Origin of the sequence: Cellulosimicrobium sp. SH8, assembly GCF_025818875.1 — a bacterium.
GTDB lineage: Bacteria > Actinomycetota > Actinomycetes > Actinomycetales > Cellulomonadaceae > Cellulosimicrobium > Cellulosimicrobium cellulans_D.
In genome coordinates this window covers 252,590-269,277 of sequence record NZ_JAMXMH010000002.1, presented here as the reverse complement: position 1 = coordinate 269,277, position 16,688 = coordinate 252,590, and the positions used below count along the sequence as shown (strand labels likewise).

Here is a 16,688-nt window from a genome sequence, read left to right as displayed (position 1 = left end):
CGCGGCGGGGTCGTCGTGACCGCCCAGCGCTGGGAGTCGCTGACGTTCCTGCACTGGCCGGTCGACCCGGCCGTCGTGCAGCGGTGGCTGCCGCCGGGGCTGACGGTCCAGGTGCTCGACGGCGCGACGTGGGTCGGGGTGGTCCCGTTCGTCATGGCGGACGTGCGGGTGCCGCCGCTGCCTGCGCTCGGCGCGTGGTCGACCTTCCCCGAGCTCAACGTCCGCGTCTACGTCCAGGACCGTGAGGGTGCGGAGGGCGTCTGGTTCCTCGGACTGTGGGCGACCCGTCGCGCGTTCGTCGCCGCGACGCGCGCCGCGGGCGTCCCGTACCACCCGGTGGTCGCGGCGGTCACGGGAGATGGGTCCGACGTCGTGCGCTACCGGTTCCGCGCACCGGGCCGGCGCGGACCTTTCCCCGTCCCGCACGAGCACCCCGCACTGCACTCCGGGTACCTCGACGCGGTGGTCCGCGCGCACGAGGTCGTGGACGCGTCGTCGGGCCTCGCGTCCTGGCTGACCGCCCGCTGGAACGGGTACGGGTCCCGCGCCGGCAGCCTCTGGCGGTTCCCGGTCGAGCACGAGCCGTGGGCGCTTCGGCGAGGGTCGCTCGACGTGCTCGACACCGACCTGCCCCGGCGGCTCGGGCTGCCCGACGGCGGCGCGCCGCCCCTGGTGCACGTCGCCGCACCCGTCCACGCGCGGTTCGCGGTGCCGCGCCCCGTGCGCTGAGGTCAGCCGGCCGGGTCGGCGACGCCGTGCCGGAACGCCCACACGACGAGCTGGACGCGGTCGCGTGCCCCCGTCTTGGTCATCGCCCGGCTCAGGTGCGACTTCACCGTGCTGGGCTCGAGGAACAGGGCCGTCGCGATCTCCGCGTTGGACGACCCGCGGCACAGCAGTCCGACGATGTCGAGCTCGCGCGGGGTGAGGAGCGCGGCCGCGTCGTCGTCCCGCGTGACGGGGGCGCGACGGCGCGCGAACTCGCCGATCACGCGTCGGGTGAGCGACTGGTCGACGAGGCCGTCACCCGCCGCCACGCGGCGCACGGCGTCGACGAGCACGTCCGGCTCGGCGTCCTTGAGCAGGAACCCGCTCGCCCCGGCCTCCAGGGCCCCGAACACGTAGTCGTCGAGGTCGAACGTGCTCACCACGAGCACGGGGACCGGGTCGACGACGTCCGGCCCGGCGAGCGCGCGCGTCGCGGTGATGCCGTCGCCGCCGGGCATGCGCACGTCCATGCACACGACGTCCGGGTGCTCGCGGCGCGCGACGCGGACGGCGTCGGTGCCGTTCGACGCCTCGCCGACCACCTCGATCCCCTCGCTCTCGAGGATGACGGTGAACCCGGCACGGACGACCGCCTGGTCGTCCACGAGCACTACGCGTGTCACGAGACCTCCTGGTCGGGGGTGAGGTGCTCGGCGGGGCGTGGGTCGCGCGCCGGTGAGCGAGGCACGGTCAGGCGGACGAGCCACGCGCCGTCGGGCACCCGCCGTGCGTCGAGCGTGCCGCCGAGCACGGTCGCCCGCTCGCGCATGCCGACGAGCCCGTGACCGGGCCGCGGGTCCGGGGGCGGTGCGGTGCCCGCCGCCGGGTTGCGCACGGTGAGCACCAGGTCCGCGGCGGACCACGCGAACCGCACGGCCACGGGGCGGCCCGGCGCGTGCCGGCGCGCGTTGGCGAGCGCCTCCTGGAGCACGCGGTAGACCGCGATCTGCGTGCTCGGCGTGGGCTCCCACGGGCTGCCGTCGGTCTCGACCGTGACGACGGTGCCGGCGGAGCGTGCCGTGTCGAGGAGGGCCGGGACCTCCGCGAGCGTCGGCTGCGGCGCCTCGCGCTCGGCGCCGTCCTCGTCGTCGCGCCCGCGCAGGATGCCGACGACGAGGCGCAGGTCGTCGAGCGTCTCGCGCCCCTGCGCGCGGATCCACCGCACCGACTCCTTGGCGCGCTCCGGGTCGGCGTCGACGAGGCGCTCGGCGGCGGACGCCTGGACCACGATGCCCGACAGGTGGTGGGCCGCGACGTCGTGCAGCTCCCGCGCCATGCGCGCCCGCTCCTCGAGGACCGCCTGGGCGGCGAGCGCCTCGCGCTCGCGCTCGGCACGGAGGACCCGGTCGCGCAGCTCGGCGACGAGCTCGCGCCGCGTCGCGACGTACGAGCCGACGAGCGCCGCCCCGACGAACGTGAGCAGCGCGGAGAGCAGCGCGCCGCCCACCTGGAGCGCGTGCTGCGCGGGCCCCGCCCCGGCCGGGACGGCGAAGCCTCCGAGGGCGAAGACGAGCACGACCTGCGCGAGCGCCGCGAGCGCCGGGGCGCCCAGGCGCGCCCGGCGCGGCGCGTACGCCCCGGCGGAGTAGGCGGCGACGAGCGTGGCCGGCGCCTGGAACCCGACGTACGGCGGCAGGAGCACGGTGATCGCGACCTGGGCCACGACGGCGAGCGCGAGGCACGTGAGGGGCGCCCGACGGCGGAGCGTGAGCGTCGCGGCCTGGACGACGACGAGCGCGAGCACCGTCGCGCGCGCCCCCGGGGTGACGATCGCGGCGTCCGGCCCGGCGCCGAAGGTCGCCCCGACGTCCGTCGCGAGCACGCGCTCGATGCCGAGGAACAGCACGACGGTCGCGACGGCGACCACCGCGGCGAGCACGGCGTCGCGGCCGGTGTCCGTGCGCACGCCGACCCGGTCGAGCGCGCGGCGCAGGGCCTCGGTCACGATCTCCTCCAGGGGGCGACGGGTACGGACGACGGGAACGGACGGCCCGCTCACCCTACGGGGGCGCACCGACCCGACCGCGAGGTAGAGGCGTGGACCAGGCCTCTACCTCGGCGGCCGTCAGACCAGGTCGCGGCGCTGCAGGGTCACGGCGCCGCTCCCGAGGAGCACGGCGACCCACGCGACGAGCCCGGCGAGCGCGGCGAGCGTCCCCAGCGGTGCGGTGCCGCCCAGGAGCGCCGCACCCGACTGGCCCGTCGAGGCGAGCGCGCCCAGGCCGAGCGGGAGCCACTCCGCCGCGGCGGACTCGCCGCCCGACAGCAGCGTCACGGCGCCCCGGACGATCGGCTCGGCGAGCGCGAGGGCCGCGACGGTCACGACGGCGGCCACCTGGCCGCGCACGAGCGTCCCGATCCCGAGCCCGAGCCACGAGAGGAGGACGAGGACCGCGAGACCGCGGGCCCACACGCCGAGGACCTCGCCCGGTCCGAGCGCGAGGGTCGCGCCCGGGGTCGTGACGATCGCGACGGTCAGCCCCAGGGCACCGACCAGGGCGAGCACCGCGCCGACGGCGAGGGCCACGGTCCCGGTCGCGCCGGCCTTCGCCGCGAGGATGCGCAGGCGCGACGGCTGGGCGAGCGCCGTCGGCACGATGCCGCCCGTCCGGAAGTCCGTGGTCACGGCGAGCACGCCGAGCAGGAGCATGCACACGGTCGCGACGCCCACCGACCCGGAGCCGTTCAGCCCGTTGCCGAGCAGGTCGAGCATGCCGCGCTGGAACGCGGGCTGGGCGGCGTCCGTGAGCGCGCCGAGGTCGGGGGCCAGGTTCTCGAACGTCTCGGGCGACGCCTGGAACCCGACGGTCGCGCCCCCGCCGAGCGCCTCGGTGCCCCGCAGGATCGTGGGCAGCAGGAGGGTGAAGGCCTGGACGACGAGCATCCCGGCGACGGCGACGGCCGCGACGACCCACGTCGCGCGGGTCGTGCGGAGCTTGAGCATCTCGGCGCGGTACATCAGCGCACCCCTTCGGTCGTGGCGGTCAGGTCGAGGTAGAAGTCCTCGAGGGACTCCCCGCGCAGCAGGTCCTCGAGGGGGCCGTCGGCGACGACGCGGCCCTGCCCGACGACGACCAGGTCGTCCGCGACCTGCCGCACCTCGGACAGGACGTGGCTCGCGAGGAGCACGGTCCCGCCGTCGTCGGCGAAGCCGCGCACCAGGTCGCGCAGCCAACGCATGCCCGCCGGGTCGAGCCCGTTGGCGGGCTCGTCGAGCACGAGCACCTCCGGGTCGCCGAGCAGCGCTGCGGCGATGCCGATGCGCTGCCGCATCCCGAGCGAGTAGGTGCGCACGCGCCGGTCGGCGGCGGGCGTCATGCCGACGAGCGCGAGCACCTCGTCGACGCGGCGGACCGGGGTCCGGCCGGCCGCGGCGAGCACCCGCAGGTGGTCGCGGCCCGTGCGCCCGGGGTGGAGGCCGCCCGCGTCGAGCAGCGCGCCGACGGTGCGCGCGGGGTGCGTCAGGTCCGCGAACGCGCGACCGTCGAACGTCGCGCTCCCCGCGGTCGCCGTGGCCAGCCCCAGCAGGACGTGCAGCGTCGTCGACTTCCCGGCGCCGTTCGGCCCGAGCAGCCCGACGACGCGGCCGGGTGCGGCCGTGAACGTCACGTCGTGCACGGCGTCGAACGCCCCGTAGGTCTTGCGCAGCCCGGAGACGTGGATGGTGGTCATGCCGGTCCCTTCCTCGTGCGTCCCGCACGGGCCTCCCGTGCGGTGCCCCACCAGGCTGTCGCGCAGGGGGCGCCCCGGTCTTGCGGCGCAGGGGGGAACCTGCGTTGCGACCTTCGTCGGAGTCGGCGCCGACGCGCCGGGACCGGTGGTGTCCGTCCCGGCGTCGTCGCAGGTGAGGGCGCCCGGCGTGACATCGGGCCGGGCGATGGGGCAGGGTGGACGTTCACCCGACCGCTCTGACGGGCAGCGCCACGCGTCGTCCGCCGGTCCCGACCGTCCTCGGAAGGAGGCGACGTGCGCCGACGTCACGACTCGTCCGGCACCCCCGACGGGGGGCGCGTCAGCCCGCCGAGGGACGCGCACCGCGCGGCCACGCCGTGGGTCACGGTCGCGGCAGGTGCCGGTGCGGTGACTCTCGTCGTCGCGGTCGCCGGGATGGTTGGCGCCGCGACCGGGGGCGGCGAGGCGGTCGTCGTCGGTGCGTCGGCCGACGGGGGGAACGCGGTCGAGGACGGCGTCCCGGCCGTCACGCCCCGCCCCGACGCGCCCCGCCCCGAGGTGACGCGCATCCCACCGCCCGACCACGCGCACGACCCGGCGGACGGTGCGGACCCGGCGGCGACGCCCGCGCCGCGGCCCTCGTCCGGCGGGACGGGCACGCCGCCCACGGTGGCCGACCCTGGGCCGGCGCCGACGACCGAGCCCTCGGCCGCCCCGGGCACCGCCGCGCCGGAGCCCACGCCGACCACCCCCGCGCCGACCGCCGACCCCGCGTCCGTCACCTGGGTCCAGGAGCGGCTGCGCGTGCACGGCGCGGACGTCGCCGTCACGGGCACCCTGGACGACGCGACGCGCGCGGCGCTGCGGGCGTTCCAGCAGGCCCACGGGCTGCCCGGCGACGGCGCCGTGACGGCGGCGACCGCCGAGGCGCTGGCTGCCGCGCCGGCCGGCGGGGGCGAGGCGCCCACCGACCCCGGCGGCACGGCCCCGACGGAGCCGGCGCCGCCGTCGCCCACGGACAAGCCGTCGGCCGGCGTCCCCGGCGCGATTACCCCGAGCACGGGCGGGCAGGCGGAGTCGACCCTCGCGCCGTCGTCCTGAGCGACGGACCACCAGCCCGGCGGACCGCGGGTGAACTCGCGGCTGCACGGGGTTCCGGGCCCGCCATGGTCGGTAGGGTCTTCCCTCGTCGGACGACGGACGGAGCAGGACCATGACGAGCGCGGCCATCGGCGCCGGTCAGGACCGCGGGGCACCCCGCCGCGCCGCGACACCGGACCCCGGGCGCGGGTACGCGAAGGGTCGCGCGAAGCGCGAGGAGATCCTGCAGGCCGCCGTCGTGCTCTTCGGCGAGGTCGGCTTCCACGCCGCCTCCCTGCGTGAGCTCGCGTCGCGCGTGGGCATGTCGCACCCCGGCCTGCTCCACCACTTCCCGACGAAGGTCGCGCTCCTCGAGGCGGTCCTCGACCACCGCGACACCGTCGACCAGGCGGACCTCGACGACGACCTCGCGCGCGGCACGGACTACTTCGACGCGCTCGTGCGTCTGGTCGAGCGCAACGCCCTCCGCCGGCACATCGTCGAGCTGTTCACGGCGCTCTCCGCGGAGGCGACGTCGCCGGACCATCCGGCGCACGAGTACTTCGTCCGACGGTACGAGTGGGCCGTCGCGCGGACGGGCGAGCAGCTCGGGCGCCGGGCACGCGCGGGCGGCCTGCGGGACGGGGTCGACCCCGTGGGCGCGGCGCGGCAGATCATCGCGCTCATGGACGGGCTCCAGGTCCAGTGGCTGCTGTCGCTCGACCGGCCCCGGCCCGAGCGCGTCGACATGGCGGCCGACCTGCGCGCCTACCTCCGGCTCGTCCTCGCCGAGGAGGTCCCCGCGCGCTGAGCGCGAGGACCCCCGGCCGTGCTCAGCCGAGCAGGTCGCCCGGGAGCGGCACGGCGCCTGCCGCCAGGCACAGGCCCGTCCGGTCGCCGTCGCGCCACGACGCCTCGGTCGGCGACCACACGACGAGCTCGACGCCGTCGGGGGCGTCCGACCCCAGCACGTCGGGCGTGCACACCCGTGCCACGCGTCGGTCGACGGCCTGCTGGCCGGGCCACACCTCGTCCGCGCCCAGGTCGGTCCGTGCGACGACCTGCGCCCGGTGCTCGTCCGCGCAGGGCACGGCCCGCACCTGCGTCACCTCGCCGTCGGGCGGCAGCTCGTCCAGGCACGTCCCCAGCACGAGCTGGACCGCGTTGACCGTCTGCGGGGCGGCGACGTCGCCCGCGAGCGGCGCGCGCGCCTGCGCGCCCTGCCACCAGAGGAGCGCGCCCGCGGTCCACGCGACCGTGACGACGGCGCCCACCACCATGCCGGCGACGGCCAGCCCACGACCGCGCGTGCCCCGGGAGCGCACGCGGGAGAGCCCCGCGGCGCCGATCCCGATCCCGACGGGTCCGAGCACCACCCCCGCGGGCACGGCCGCCGCGGCGAGCGGCTCGACGCGCGGCGCCGCCGGCTGCCACCCGGGCGCGTAGTACGTCTCCGCGGCGAAGCCCGGTTCGACCGGGGCGGCCGGGGGCGGCACCGGCGTGCCTGTCGGCGCCGGGGCGCCGGGCAGGTCCGGGCCCCCCGCCGGCGGTGGCGGGACCGGGGCCCGGGGCCCGGGTGGGCCGGTCGGGCCGGTCGGGCCGGTCGGGCCGCCGGGCGGGGCGAAGAGGTCGTCGTCGGCCACGGCTACGAGTCGCTCAGGGTCGCGGCGAGCACGATGAGCATCGCGAACGCCGTGCAGACGGCACCCACGACGATGCCGGTGACGGCGAACCCGCGCCCGCGCGTCCCGTCCCGCATCACCTGGTTGAGGGCGACGATCCCGAGCACGAGGCCGACGATCCCGGGGAAGCCGGCGCAGAGCACGAGGCTCGCGATCGAGACGATCATCGACGCCAGCGCCAGCCCGTTCGTCCGTGGCGGCGCCGTGTAGGCGGACCCGTACGGGGGCGGGTAGGCGCCGTAGCCGGGACTCCCGGCGAAGCCCGACGGGTCCGACGGCGGGTACCCGGGGCCCGGGGCCGAGCCGTACGCGGGTGCCGCGCCGGGGCCGTAGGGCGAGCCCTGCCCGACCGGTGCGGGGGGCACGCCGTACGGCGCTCCCGCCCCGGGCGCCGACGGGCCCGGGTACCCGCCGCCAGCCCCGGACGGTGCGACGAAACCGCCCTGCTCCGGCGTCGGCGCGCCGGTCGTGGCGTCGGTCGGCGGGTTGTACGGGGTGAGCGGCGGCTGGTGCGGGCGCGGAGCGGCGTACGGGTCGACGGGTTCGTCGGGGGACCCGTACGGCGGGACGGGTGGCGTGGTCATGGACACACCGTAGCGACGGCGGAGAACTCCGTCCGACGGATGAACAGACCCTTGCAAGACGGCGCAAATGTTGCTACATCTTGCAGCAACGGTGCAGCCAGGGTGCGTCCTCCATGTCGGCGGCGCGCGGACCGGCGGCCGACGTCCCGGCACCGACGCCGGGGCACGACACGGAGGAACACCGATGCGAACAACGAAGCTCGCAAGGTCGCGGGCACGCCTGGCGGGGGCGCTCGCCCTGGCCGTCGCGCTGCCGGGGGCGGCCGGACTGAGCGCCGTCGCGGCACCGAGCGCGGCGACGAGCGCGGCACAGAGCGCGGCACCGACCACGACGACCGTCTACTACCCGGACCGCCCCGGCTGGGCGGCGACGAACGTCCACTACGGCGTCGACGGCGCCGCGTGGACGTCGGTCCCCGGCGTGCCGATGGCAGACGCGTGCCCGGGGTGGCTGACGGCCGAGATCGACCTCGGCGCGGCGTCGGGGGTGCAGCTCACCTTCAACGACGGTGCCGGGACCTGGGACAACAACCGCGGCGCCAACTACCGGGCGGGCGCGGGGACCGTCGTCGTGCAGGACGGCGTGCTCACCGCGGGGGCGTCGCCGTGCGGCACCGACCCCACCGACCCGACAGACCCGACAGACCCGACGGACCCTGCGGACACGACCGCGACGATCTACTACGCGACGTCGTGGGCCGCGCCGAAGATCCACTACCAGGTGGGTTCGGGTGCGTGGACGAGCGTCCCGGGCACGCCGATGACCGCGGCGTGCGCGGGCTGGTTCGCGCACACGATCGACCTCGGCGAGGCGAGCGGCGGCCAGGTCGTCTTCAACGACGGCGCCGGGCGGTGGGACAACAACGGCGGCGGGAACTACCGCTACGCCGCGGGACCGCAGACGGTCTCCGGCGGCGTCCTCGCGCCCGTCGCGGAGAGCCCGTGCGGACCCGACGTCCCCGAGGAGCCGGACACGCGGGCGCCCAGCGTCCCGTCCGGGCTCGTCGCGACGGCCGACGGCGTGCGCGTGACGGTCACGTGGGACGCCTCGACGGACGACACGGCCGTCACCGGCTACACCCTCACCCGCACCGGAGGGGCGGGTGAGGTGACGCGGGACGTCACGACCCCGTCCGCGACGGACGTGGGACTGCTCGAGTCGACCCCGTACACGTACTCCGTGACGGCCGTCGACGCCGCGGGGAACCGCTCCGCGGCGAGCGCACCCGTCACCGTCACGACGGGCACGAAGCCCGTGGTCGACCCGGGGACGACGGGCGAGCCGCTCGGCGGTGACCCGCGCGAGGACTCGATCTACTTCGTCATGACCGCGCGCTTCAACGACGGCGTGAGCGAGAACAACCGGGGCGGGTCCCAGCACGTGAAGTCGGGCAACGCGGCGAACGGCGACCCGATGTTCCGCGGCGACTTCCAGGGGCTGATCGACAAGCTGGACTACGTCAAGGGCCTCGGCTTCTCGGCGATCTGGATCACGCCGGTGGTGCTCAACCGGTCCGACTACGACTTCCACGGCTACCACGGCTGGGACTTCTTCCGCGTGGACCCGCGCCTCGAGACGCCGGGCGCAACCTACCAGGAGCTCATCGACGCCGCGCACGCGAAGGGCATCAAGATCTACCAGGACGTCGTGTACAACCACTCGTCGCGCTGGGGAGCGAAGGGGCTGTTCGTCCCGACGGTCTGGGGCGCGCGCGACGGCCAGTGGGACTGGATGTACTCGGCCAAGGAGGAGGGCCGCGAGTACGACCCCATGGAGGAGAACGACGGGAACGACCCGAGCCTCACGGCGGCGCAGAACGCGCTCGCGAAGGGGCGCACGTACAACGGCGACCTGTGGTCGACGACGGCTCCGGCGGGGAGCACGTGCACGGGGTTCGGCACCCCCACGCAGTACAAGAGCCCCGAGGGGTTCCAGATCTACAACTGCCAGTGGCCCTCGCCCACGTCGGGCATGTTCCCGAAGAGCGCGTACCACCAGTGCTGGATCGGGAACTGGGAGGGCAAGGACGCGCAGGACTGCTGGCTGCACGACGACCTGGCGGACTTCAACACCGAGAACGCCGAGGTGCAGCAGTACCTGATCGACGCCTACAACCGGTACATCGACATGGGGGTCGACGGCTTCCGCGTCGACACCGCGGTGCACATCCCGCGCGTCATGTGGAACCGGCACTTCCTGCCCGCGATCCAGGAGCACGCCGTCGCGACGCACGGTGAGAAGGGCAAGGACTTCTACGTCTTCGGCGAGGTCGCGGCCTTCGTCAACGACAAGTGGAACCGCGGCTCGGTGAACCACTCCGCGCAGTTCTACACGTGGAAGGAGCGCAAGGAGTACTCGCTCGACGACGTCGTCGCCGCGGCCGAGCAGTTCCAGTACGAGAACCTCCAGGGCACGGGCAACCAGCCGACGTCCGACAACGCGTTCCTCGGGGGCGCCGACGGCAACACGTACCACGCGCCCGACCACACGAAGTTCTCCGGCATGAACGTCATCGACATGCGCATGCACATGAACTTCGGGGACGCGGGCAACGCTTACCACAACGGCAAGGACTCGGACGACTCGTACAACGACGCGACGTACAACGTGGTGTACGTCGACTCGCACGACTACGGGCCGAACAAGTCGACGGTGCGCTACAACGGCGGCACGGACGCGTGGGCCGAGAACATGAGCCTCATGTGGACGTTCCGGGGCATCCCGACGCTCTACTACGGCTCGGAGATCGAGTTCCAGGCGGGCAAGCCGATCGACTGCGGGCCGACGTGCCCCCTCGCGACCACCGGGCGCGCGTACTACGGCGACCATCTCGCGGGCGACGTCGTGGCGAGCGACTTCGGGGTCGTGGAGTCCGCGTCGGGTGCGGTCGCGCAGACGCTCCAGAAGCCGCTGGTCCAGCACGTGCAGCGGCTCAACCAGATCCGTCGCGCCGTGCCGGCGCTGCAGAAGGGCCAGTACTCGACGGTCGGGGTGCAGGGGAGCATGGCGTACAAGCGCCGGTTCACCGAGGGTGCCGTCGACAGCTTCGTGCTCGTCACGGTGACGGACGCCGCGACCTTCGCCCGCGTCCCGAACGGCACGTACGTCGACGCCGTGACGGGCGACCGGAAGGTCGTGACGAACGGGACCCTGGCCGTCCCCGCGCCGGGCAAGGGCAACCTGCGTGCCTACGTGCTCGACCTCCCGGGCAACCCCGCGCCGGGCAAGGTCGGTGAGGCGGGCCCGTACCTGAGGTAGCGGCTCCGCCGCCGGGGGGCCTGCGCACGGCGCGGCTCCGGGGGACGACCCCGGGGACGCGCCGTGCGCGTACCACGATGCGGATGGTTGCAGACAGTTTCCGCAAGTTTCTGTACGTTTGCGGCGTCAGGGGGAGGCGGCGCAGATGCCGCCGGTGCCTTCCGTGCCGCCTGCGGCACGGAAGGTTCCCGTGGCCGACCGGCGGACCGCTCGGTGCCGCCGGCCACGAAGGAGCAGCAATGAAGCGTTCGCTCATCGGTCTCGCGGCGGGTCTCGCCGTCGCTCTCGGCGGGGTCGCGGTCGCCGCACCCGCGTCGGCGGCATCGACGTCGGGATACCAGATCTGCTACGGAGGCAAGGACGTCGGCGCCACGACGACGGGCAAGGGCACCGTCCAGGCCAAGGCGCCGGGCGGTGCCGTCACGACCTACTACGGCGCGACCAGCACGAGGTCCCAGGTCTGGGCCTACGGGGCCGGCTCGACGGGGACGTGGAGCGGGAGCGCCTCGACGCTCATCTCCGCCTCCGGCTTCTGCCACTGACCACGATCGCGGCGGGCGGGCCGTGCCCCGCCCGCCGCACCGGGGAGGACGTATGACGAACGACACCGTGGAACGTCGGCGGAGGTGCCGAGACACCGCGACGGGTGCCGCGCTCGCACTCCTGCCGGCACTCCTTCTCGGGGCCTGCGGCACGGGTGCGCCGACCTCCGGCGCGCCGACCGCGTACACGGAGCCGGGCTGGATGGCCGAGGTGCGGGCGGCCGACGAAGAGTTCCGGGTCGCGGCGGAGGCGTGCCTGCGTGAGCAGGGGCAGGTCCCGGACGTCCAGGCCGGCGGCTACGGCGTCGTCGTCCCCCAGGACGGGCAGGGCGAGTCGCTCCCCGGGGCGGAGGCTGCCGCAGCCGCCGCTGTCGAGGCGTGCCGTGCGGTCGTCCCCGAGCCGGAGTACCAGCGCGACCCGGACCTCCAGGTCGAGTACGAGCGGCTCCTCGACCAGCGTGAGTGCCTCGTCCACGAGGGGTACGACGTCCCGCCGCCCTCGCAGAGCGCCGAGGCGTGGGCCGACGCCTACGCGCAGGACGCCGAGGCGTGGTCGCCGTGGGAGATCTTCGATCCCGGCCCGGACGGGACGACCTCGACAGGTCCCGACGAGCTCTCTCGCGTGGTCCAGGCGTGCCCGACCAGCGCCGCCTTCAAGATGATTGTCAGCAGAGCCCCGCAGGCGTCGTCGTGAGGGGTGGCGCCGGGTGGCGCGGTGCGCGTCCACGGGCCGTCGCGCGTGTCGGCTGGGCGGTCGCGGTGCTCGTCGCAGCCGCCGCGGCGTTCGTCCTCGGCCGAGCGACGTTCGTCCCCCCGCAGGTCGCGACGGCCGCCGACGAGCCGCTGACGACGACCGTGACGGAGGGGACCGTCGGCCGGTCGCTGCCGCTCACGGTCGTGGCGCGGTGGGACACCGCGGGCGCGGGCGTCAGCGCCGCGGACGGGACGCTCACCTCGGTCGCCGTGTCCGACGGCGCGGTCGTGGCTGCCGGAGACGTCCTGTTCACGGTCGACCTGCGCCCGGTGACGGTCCTGCCCGGGGCCGTGCCGTCGTTCCGGGACCTCACCGCGGGCGCGGTCGGCGACGACGTCGCACAGCTCCAACGGTTCCTCACGGCGACCGACCGGCTCGTCGACCCGGGGCGTGGGCTGGGGACCTTCGGCGCGGCCACCACGACGGCCGTCCGCGCCTGGCAGCGGGACCTGGGCATCACCCCCGACGGCACGGTGCGAGCGGGTGACGTCGTGTTCGTGCCGGAGCTGCCGGCCCGGGTGCGGGCGGCGACGGACGTCGAGGTCGGGGACCGCCTCTCCCCGGGGACGCCCGTGGTCGAGGTCCTCGCGGCGGCACCGGGCTTCTCGGCGACCCTGGCCGACGGGGCCGACGTCCCGCCGCCGGGGGCGGCCGCGGCCGTCGGGTACGAGGGTGCGGAGGTGGACGTGGTCGTCGCCGACGTCACGACCGACACGAACGGGTACACGGTGCTGCACCTCGCTCGCCCGGACGGAGCGGCGGTGTGCGGCGAGACGTGCGGGAGCGTGCCCACCGACCCCGGGAGCGCGGTGTACACCGGTCGTCAGGTGCTCGTCCCCGAGACGTCCGGCCCGACCGTGCCGCTCGCCGCGGTGCGGACGGATCCCGAGGGCGCGACCTACGTCCGCGCGCGGGACGGCGTGCGGGTCCCCGTCCGGGTCGTCGCGCAGGGCGGGGGGCGTGCGGTGCTCGAGGGTGTGGAGGTCGGCACCGTGGTCCAGGTCGCCGAGGACGTCCCGTGACGCTCGGCGCGCGGGGCCTCACGTTCTCCTACCGGCGTGGCTCGGCGCCCGTCGTCTCCGACCTCTCGCTCGACCTCGAGCCCGGGACCCTGACCGCCGTGACCGGGCCGTCCGGCTCGGGCAAGTCCACGCTCCTGTACCTCCTCGCCCTGATGCTGCGAGGCACGTCCGGCACCGTGCTGTGGGACGGCGAGCCCGTCTCGGCGCTGCCCGACGCACGACGTGCGCAGATCCGGGCACGCGACGTCGGCTTCGTCTTCCAGGACGCGGTCCTCGACCCGACGCGCACCGTGCTCGACAACGTGTGCGACGCCGGCCTGTTCGGGGGTCTCGACCGGCGGGCCCGCGTCCGCCGCGCGCACGATCTTCTCGAACGGTTCGGCGTCGAGCACCGTGCGGACCACCGCCCGGGCGAGGTGTCCGGGGGGCAGGCGCAGCGGGTCGCGCTGTGCCGTGCGCTCCTGACTCGTCCCCGCGTCCTCCTGGGCGACGAGCCGACCGGAAACCTCGACCCCGTGTCGGCGCGCGTGGTGTGGGAGGCGCTGCAGGCGCACGCCGCGGACGGGGCGACGGTGGTCGTCGCGACGCACGACCCCCGTCTCGCGGCCGAGTCCTCCCGACGGCTGGAGATCTCGTGAACGGCTCTCCGCGGGTCCTGGACCTGCTCCGGGACGCGGTCGAGGCGGCCCGGTCCCAGCGCGCCGCGACGACCGTCACTGCTCTGCTCGTCGCCGTCGTGTGCTTCGTCGTCCTCGTCACGACAGGGCAGGCGGCCGTCGCCGAGCAGCAGGTCGTCGCGCGGATCGACGGGACCGGCACGCGCCTGGTGACCCTGGTCGACGCGACCGGCACCGCCGGAATCCGTGCCGAGGCGGTCGCCGAGACCGAGGAGCTGTCCGACGTGGCGTGGGCGTTCGGCCTCGGCCCCGCGAACGACGTCGTGAACGCGTCCCTGCCGCGCGAGGACGCCCGGGTACCGGCCCGCGCGGTCGTGGGGGACCTGCCGCCCGACCTCGTGCTGGTCGCGGGTCGCGCGCCCCTGCCGGGCGAGGCGGTCGCCGGCCGCGACGCCGCGCGTGCGCTCGGGACGGACGACGGCGTCGGGACGGTCGTCCCGGCGGACGCGACCGCTTCCGGGGTGCGCGTCGACGACGCGAGAGCGGTCCCGGTGGTCGGTACCTTCGACGCGTCGGGCCCGCTCGCGGCGCTGGACGGGACGGTGCTCGTCGCGACGGAGCCGGCCGGGCTCGTGCTGTCGTTCGTGCACGTCCTGGCCGACGACGCGTCGGTCGTCCCGCGGCTCGGCGCGGCGCTCGAGGCCGCACCCCCTGCCGCGGCGCCGGACGAGGTGACCGTCGAGACCGCGGCGGGTGCGGTCGAGCTGCGCGCCGTCGTGGCGGGCGACCTCGGTGCGAGCGCGCGCCGCACGATGGCGCTCGTCATGGCGGTCGGGTGCGTCGTCGTCGCGGTCACCGTGCTCGGCGCGGTGTCCGCCCGTCGCCGTGACTTCGGGCGGCGCCGCGCGCTCGGAGCGACGCGGTCGGCACTGGTCGCGGGGGTGCTGGTCCAGACGGCGTGCGGGGCGGTCTGCGGCGTGGCCCTCGGGACGGTGGCGGGCCTCGTCGTGGTGCTACGCGTCGTCGGCGCGGTCCCGCACGTGCCGTTCGTCGTCGGCGTCGCGGGCCTCACGCTGCTCGTGGCGCTGCTGGGCGCCGTCCCCTCCGCGGCGCTCGCGGCCTTCCGTGATCCCGTGCGCATCCTGCGCGTCCCCTGACCGACTCCCTGCGACCTTCCCACCGAGGAGCACCGTGAACGACCGTCCCCGGCCGCGCCCCCGTCCCCGTCACCGCCGCACCCGTCCGGTGGTCGGCGTCGTCGTCGTGCTGGCCGTCACCGCGCTGGCGGTCGGCGCGGGGGCCACGGCGTGCTCGGCACCCGACGTGGAGCGCTCGCGCGACGTCGGCGTGCAGCTCTTCCAGTGGACCTGGGACGCGATCTCGACCGAGTGCGGCGAGCGGATCGGCCCGGCGGGCTACGCGTTCGTCGTGACCTCCCCGCCGCAGGAGCACGTGCTGGGCGCGCAGTGGTGGACCTCGTACCAGCCGGTGAGCCATCGGGTCGAGTCGCGCCTGGGGACGCGTGACGAGTTCGCGGCGATGGTGGACGCGTGCCACGCCGCCGGAGTGGAGGTCGTCGCGGACGCGGTGCTCAACCACATGTCCGGGCAGGACGAGCCGGGCACGGGCTGGGCCGGCAGCCCGTACGAGCACTACGAGTATCCGGGCCTGTTCTCCGACGCGGACGGCGACTTCCACCACTGCGACACCCCGGGCGGCGACATCTCGACGTACCTCCTCGCCGAGCAGGTCCAGGGTTGTGAGCTCGTCAACCTCGCGGACCTCGCCACGGGGAGCGAGCGCGTCCGTGAGGCGCAGCGGGCCTACCTCGACGACCTGCTCTCGCTGGGCGTCGACGGGTTCCGCATCGACGCCGCCAAGCACGTGCCGCCCGAGGACGTGGCCGCGATCGTCGCGGGTCTGCCCGAGGGCACGCGCGTGCTCCAAGAGGTCATCCGCGACGGCGACCAGCCGGTGAAGCCCGAGCAGTACACCGCGGCCGGGCAGGTGTACGAGTTCGCCTACGGCAAGGACCTCGTCGGGATCCTCGACGGAGGGACGTTCGAGTTCGCGACGTCCCTCGGCGAGGGACGCCTCCCCGACGACGACGCGGTCGTGTTCGTCGAGAACCACGACACGGAGCGCAACGGGTCGACGCTCACCTACCGCGACGGCGCGCGCGACCAGCTCGCGAGCGTGCTCATGCTCGCGACGGACTACGGCACGCCCGTCGTGTACTCCGGGTACGCGTTCACGGACCGCGACGCAGGCCCTGTGCAGGACGCCGAGGGCGCGGTGCTCGACGCCGCGTGCGTGGGCGACGAGGGGCCGGAGCGGTCGTGGGAGGACGGCGAGTGGGTCTGCCAGCACCGCTGGCCCGCGGTCGAGGGCCTCGTCGACTGGCGCGCGGTCGCAGGCGACGCCCCGCTCGTCGACGTGCAGGTGCCGGGTGACGACGTCCTCGCCTTCTCGCGCGGCGACCGCGCGTTCGTGGCCGTGAACCGGGCGGCGGAGCCCGTGACCGTCGAGCTGCGCACGGGCCTGCCCGCGGGGCGCTACTGCGACGTGGGCACGGGCGCGCCGGGCCTCGTGGGCGGCTCGTGCACGGGCGACGTCGTGAAGGTCAGGCGTGACGGCACGGCGAGGGTCGAGATCGGGGCCGTCCGCGCCGTCGCGCTCCACGTGGGTGCTCGTGCCTGAGCCCGCGC

General features: G+C 75.5%; 16 protein-coding genes. 10 read left to right on the top strand and 6 right to left on the bottom strand.

Annotated features, from left to right (window positions below):
• Positions 1-15 precede the first annotated feature (15 nt).
• On the top strand, positions 16-729 hold the full coding sequence (locus NF338_RS03935; RefSeq protein ID WP_264029597.1) for a YqjF family protein: 714 nt from the start codon (positions 16-18) through the stop codon (positions 727-729).
• A gap of 2 nt (positions 730-731) precedes the next feature.
• Here NF338_RS03935 and NF338_RS03930 read toward each other — a convergent pair whose 3' ends face one another.
• The 4 genes from NF338_RS03930 to NF338_RS03915 form a co-directional block, all read right to left on the bottom strand.
• Positions 732-1,391 (bottom strand): response regulator transcription factor, encoded by a 660-nt coding sequence (locus tag NF338_RS03930; RefSeq protein WP_264029596.1) that lies wholly within the window; start codon positions 1,389-1,391, stop codon positions 732-734.
• Positions 1,388-2,713: a sensor histidine kinase gene (locus tag NF338_RS03925; RefSeq protein WP_264029595.1), complete on the bottom strand. Its 1,326-nt coding sequence runs from the start codon at positions 2,711-2,713 to the stop codon at positions 1,388-1,390. The genes NF338_RS03930 and NF338_RS03925 overlap by 4 nt, the downstream gene beginning before the upstream one ends.
• Before the next feature lie 120 nt (positions 2,714-2,833).
• The gene (locus NF338_RS03920; RefSeq protein WP_264029594.1) at positions 2,834-3,727 is read right to left on the bottom strand and encodes a hypothetical protein; all 894 of its coding nucleotides are present in this window, start codon (positions 3,725-3,727) and stop codon (positions 2,834-2,836) included.
• The gene (locus NF338_RS03915; protein WP_087470919.1) at positions 3,727-4,440 is read right to left on the bottom strand and encodes an ABC transporter ATP-binding protein; all 714 of its coding nucleotides are present in this window, start codon (positions 4,438-4,440) and stop codon (positions 3,727-3,729) included. Before NF338_RS03915 ends, NF338_RS03920 begins: the two co-directional genes overlap by 1 nt.
• A gap of 294 nt (positions 4,441-4,734) precedes the next feature.
• Between NF338_RS03915 and NF338_RS03910 the strand changes: the two genes are divergently transcribed.
• Together NF338_RS03910 and NF338_RS03905 are read left to right on the top strand one after the other, a co-directional pair.
• On the top strand, positions 4,735-5,541 hold the full coding sequence (locus NF338_RS03910; protein WP_264029593.1) for a peptidoglycan-binding protein: 807 nt from the start codon (positions 4,735-4,737) through the stop codon (positions 5,539-5,541).
• Positions 5,542-5,653: 112 nt separating this feature from the next.
• On the top strand, positions 5,654-6,331 hold the full coding sequence (locus NF338_RS03905; protein ID WP_264029592.1) for a TetR/AcrR family transcriptional regulator: 678 nt from the start codon (positions 5,654-5,656) through the stop codon (positions 6,329-6,331).
• Positions 6,332-6,353: 22 nt separating this feature from the next.
• On the opposite strand, the gene NF338_RS03900 is transcribed toward NF338_RS03905, so the two are convergent.
• Together NF338_RS03900 and NF338_RS03895 are read right to left on the bottom strand one after the other, a co-directional pair.
• Positions 6,354-7,163 (bottom strand): septum formation family protein, encoded by an 810-nt coding sequence (locus tag NF338_RS03900; RefSeq protein WP_264029591.1) that lies wholly within the window; start codon positions 7,161-7,163, stop codon positions 6,354-6,356.
• 2 nt (positions 7,164-7,165) lie between these two features.
• Complete coding sequence (locus tag NF338_RS03895; protein ID WP_264029590.1) at positions 7,166-7,786, bottom strand: DUF4190 domain-containing protein; 621 nt, start codon at positions 7,784-7,786, stop codon at positions 7,166-7,168.
• 184 nt (positions 7,787-7,970) lie between these two features.
• On the opposite strand from NF338_RS03895, the gene NF338_RS03890 reads away from it, so the two are divergent.
• From NF338_RS03890 to NF338_RS03860, 7 genes are all read left to right on the top strand, one after another.
• Positions 7,971-11,045 (top strand): carbohydrate binding domain-containing protein, encoded by a 3,075-nt coding sequence (locus tag NF338_RS03890; RefSeq protein WP_264029589.1) that lies wholly within the window; start codon positions 7,971-7,973, stop codon positions 11,043-11,045.
• Positions 11,046-11,284: 239 nt separating this feature from the next.
• Entirely contained in the window at positions 11,285-11,587 is a 303-nt protein-coding gene (locus NF338_RS03885) for a hypothetical protein (RefSeq protein WP_264029588.1), read from the top strand.
• 52 nt (positions 11,588-11,639) lie between these two features.
• Complete coding sequence (locus NF338_RS03880) at positions 11,640-12,281, top strand: hypothetical protein (protein WP_264029587.1); 642 nt, start codon at positions 11,640-11,642, stop codon at positions 12,279-12,281.
• A gap of 65 nt (positions 12,282-12,346) precedes the next feature.
• Positions 12,347-13,363, top strand: coding sequence for a peptidoglycan-binding protein (locus NF338_RS03875; RefSeq protein WP_264029586.1), 1,017 nt, complete (start codon positions 12,347-12,349; stop codon positions 13,361-13,363).
• Positions 13,360-14,001, top strand: a complete 642-nt coding sequence (locus tag NF338_RS03870; protein WP_264029585.1) for an ABC transporter ATP-binding protein — start codon at positions 13,360-13,362, stop codon at positions 13,999-14,001. Before NF338_RS03875 ends, NF338_RS03870 begins: the two co-directional genes overlap by 4 nt.
• Positions 13,998-15,137, top strand: a complete 1,140-nt coding sequence (locus NF338_RS03865) for an FtsX-like permease family protein (protein ID WP_264029584.1) — start codon at positions 13,998-14,000, stop codon at positions 15,135-15,137. Before NF338_RS03870 ends, NF338_RS03865 begins: the two co-directional genes overlap by 4 nt.
• A gap of 34 nt (positions 15,138-15,171) precedes the next feature.
• Positions 15,172-16,680, top strand: a complete 1,509-nt coding sequence (locus NF338_RS03860) for an alpha-amylase (protein ID WP_264029583.1) — start codon at positions 15,172-15,174, stop codon at positions 16,678-16,680.
• Positions 16,681-16,688: the final 8 nt, after the last annotated feature.

Bases quoted from the DNA above. Each gene is read 5' to 3' on its own strand.
- NF338_RS03920 (WP_264029594.1), bottom strand. From the start codon at position 3,727: ATGTACCGCGCCGAGATGCTCAAGCTCCGCACGACCCGCGCGACGTGG.
- NF338_RS03915 (WP_087470919.1), bottom strand. From the start codon at position 4,440: ATGACCACCATCCACGTCTCCGGGCTGCGCAAGACCTACGGGGCGTTC.
- NF338_RS03905 (WP_264029592.1), top strand. From the start codon at position 5,654: ATGACGAGCGCGGCCATCGGCGCCGGTCAGGACCGCGGGGCACCCCGC.
- NF338_RS03895 (WP_264029590.1), bottom strand. From the start codon at position 7,786: ATGACCACGCCACCCGTCCCGCCGTACGGGTCCCCCGACGAACCCGTC.
- NF338_RS03890 (WP_264029589.1), top strand. From the start codon at position 7,971: ATGCGAACAACGAAGCTCGCAAGGTCGCGGGCACGCCTGGCGGGGGCG.
- NF338_RS03885 (WP_264029588.1), top strand. From the start codon at position 11,285: ATGAAGCGTTCGCTCATCGGTCTCGCGGCGGGTCTCGCCGTCGCTCTC.
- NF338_RS03880 (WP_264029587.1), top strand. From the start codon at position 11,640: ATGACGAACGACACCGTGGAACGTCGGCGGAGGTGCCGAGACACCGCG.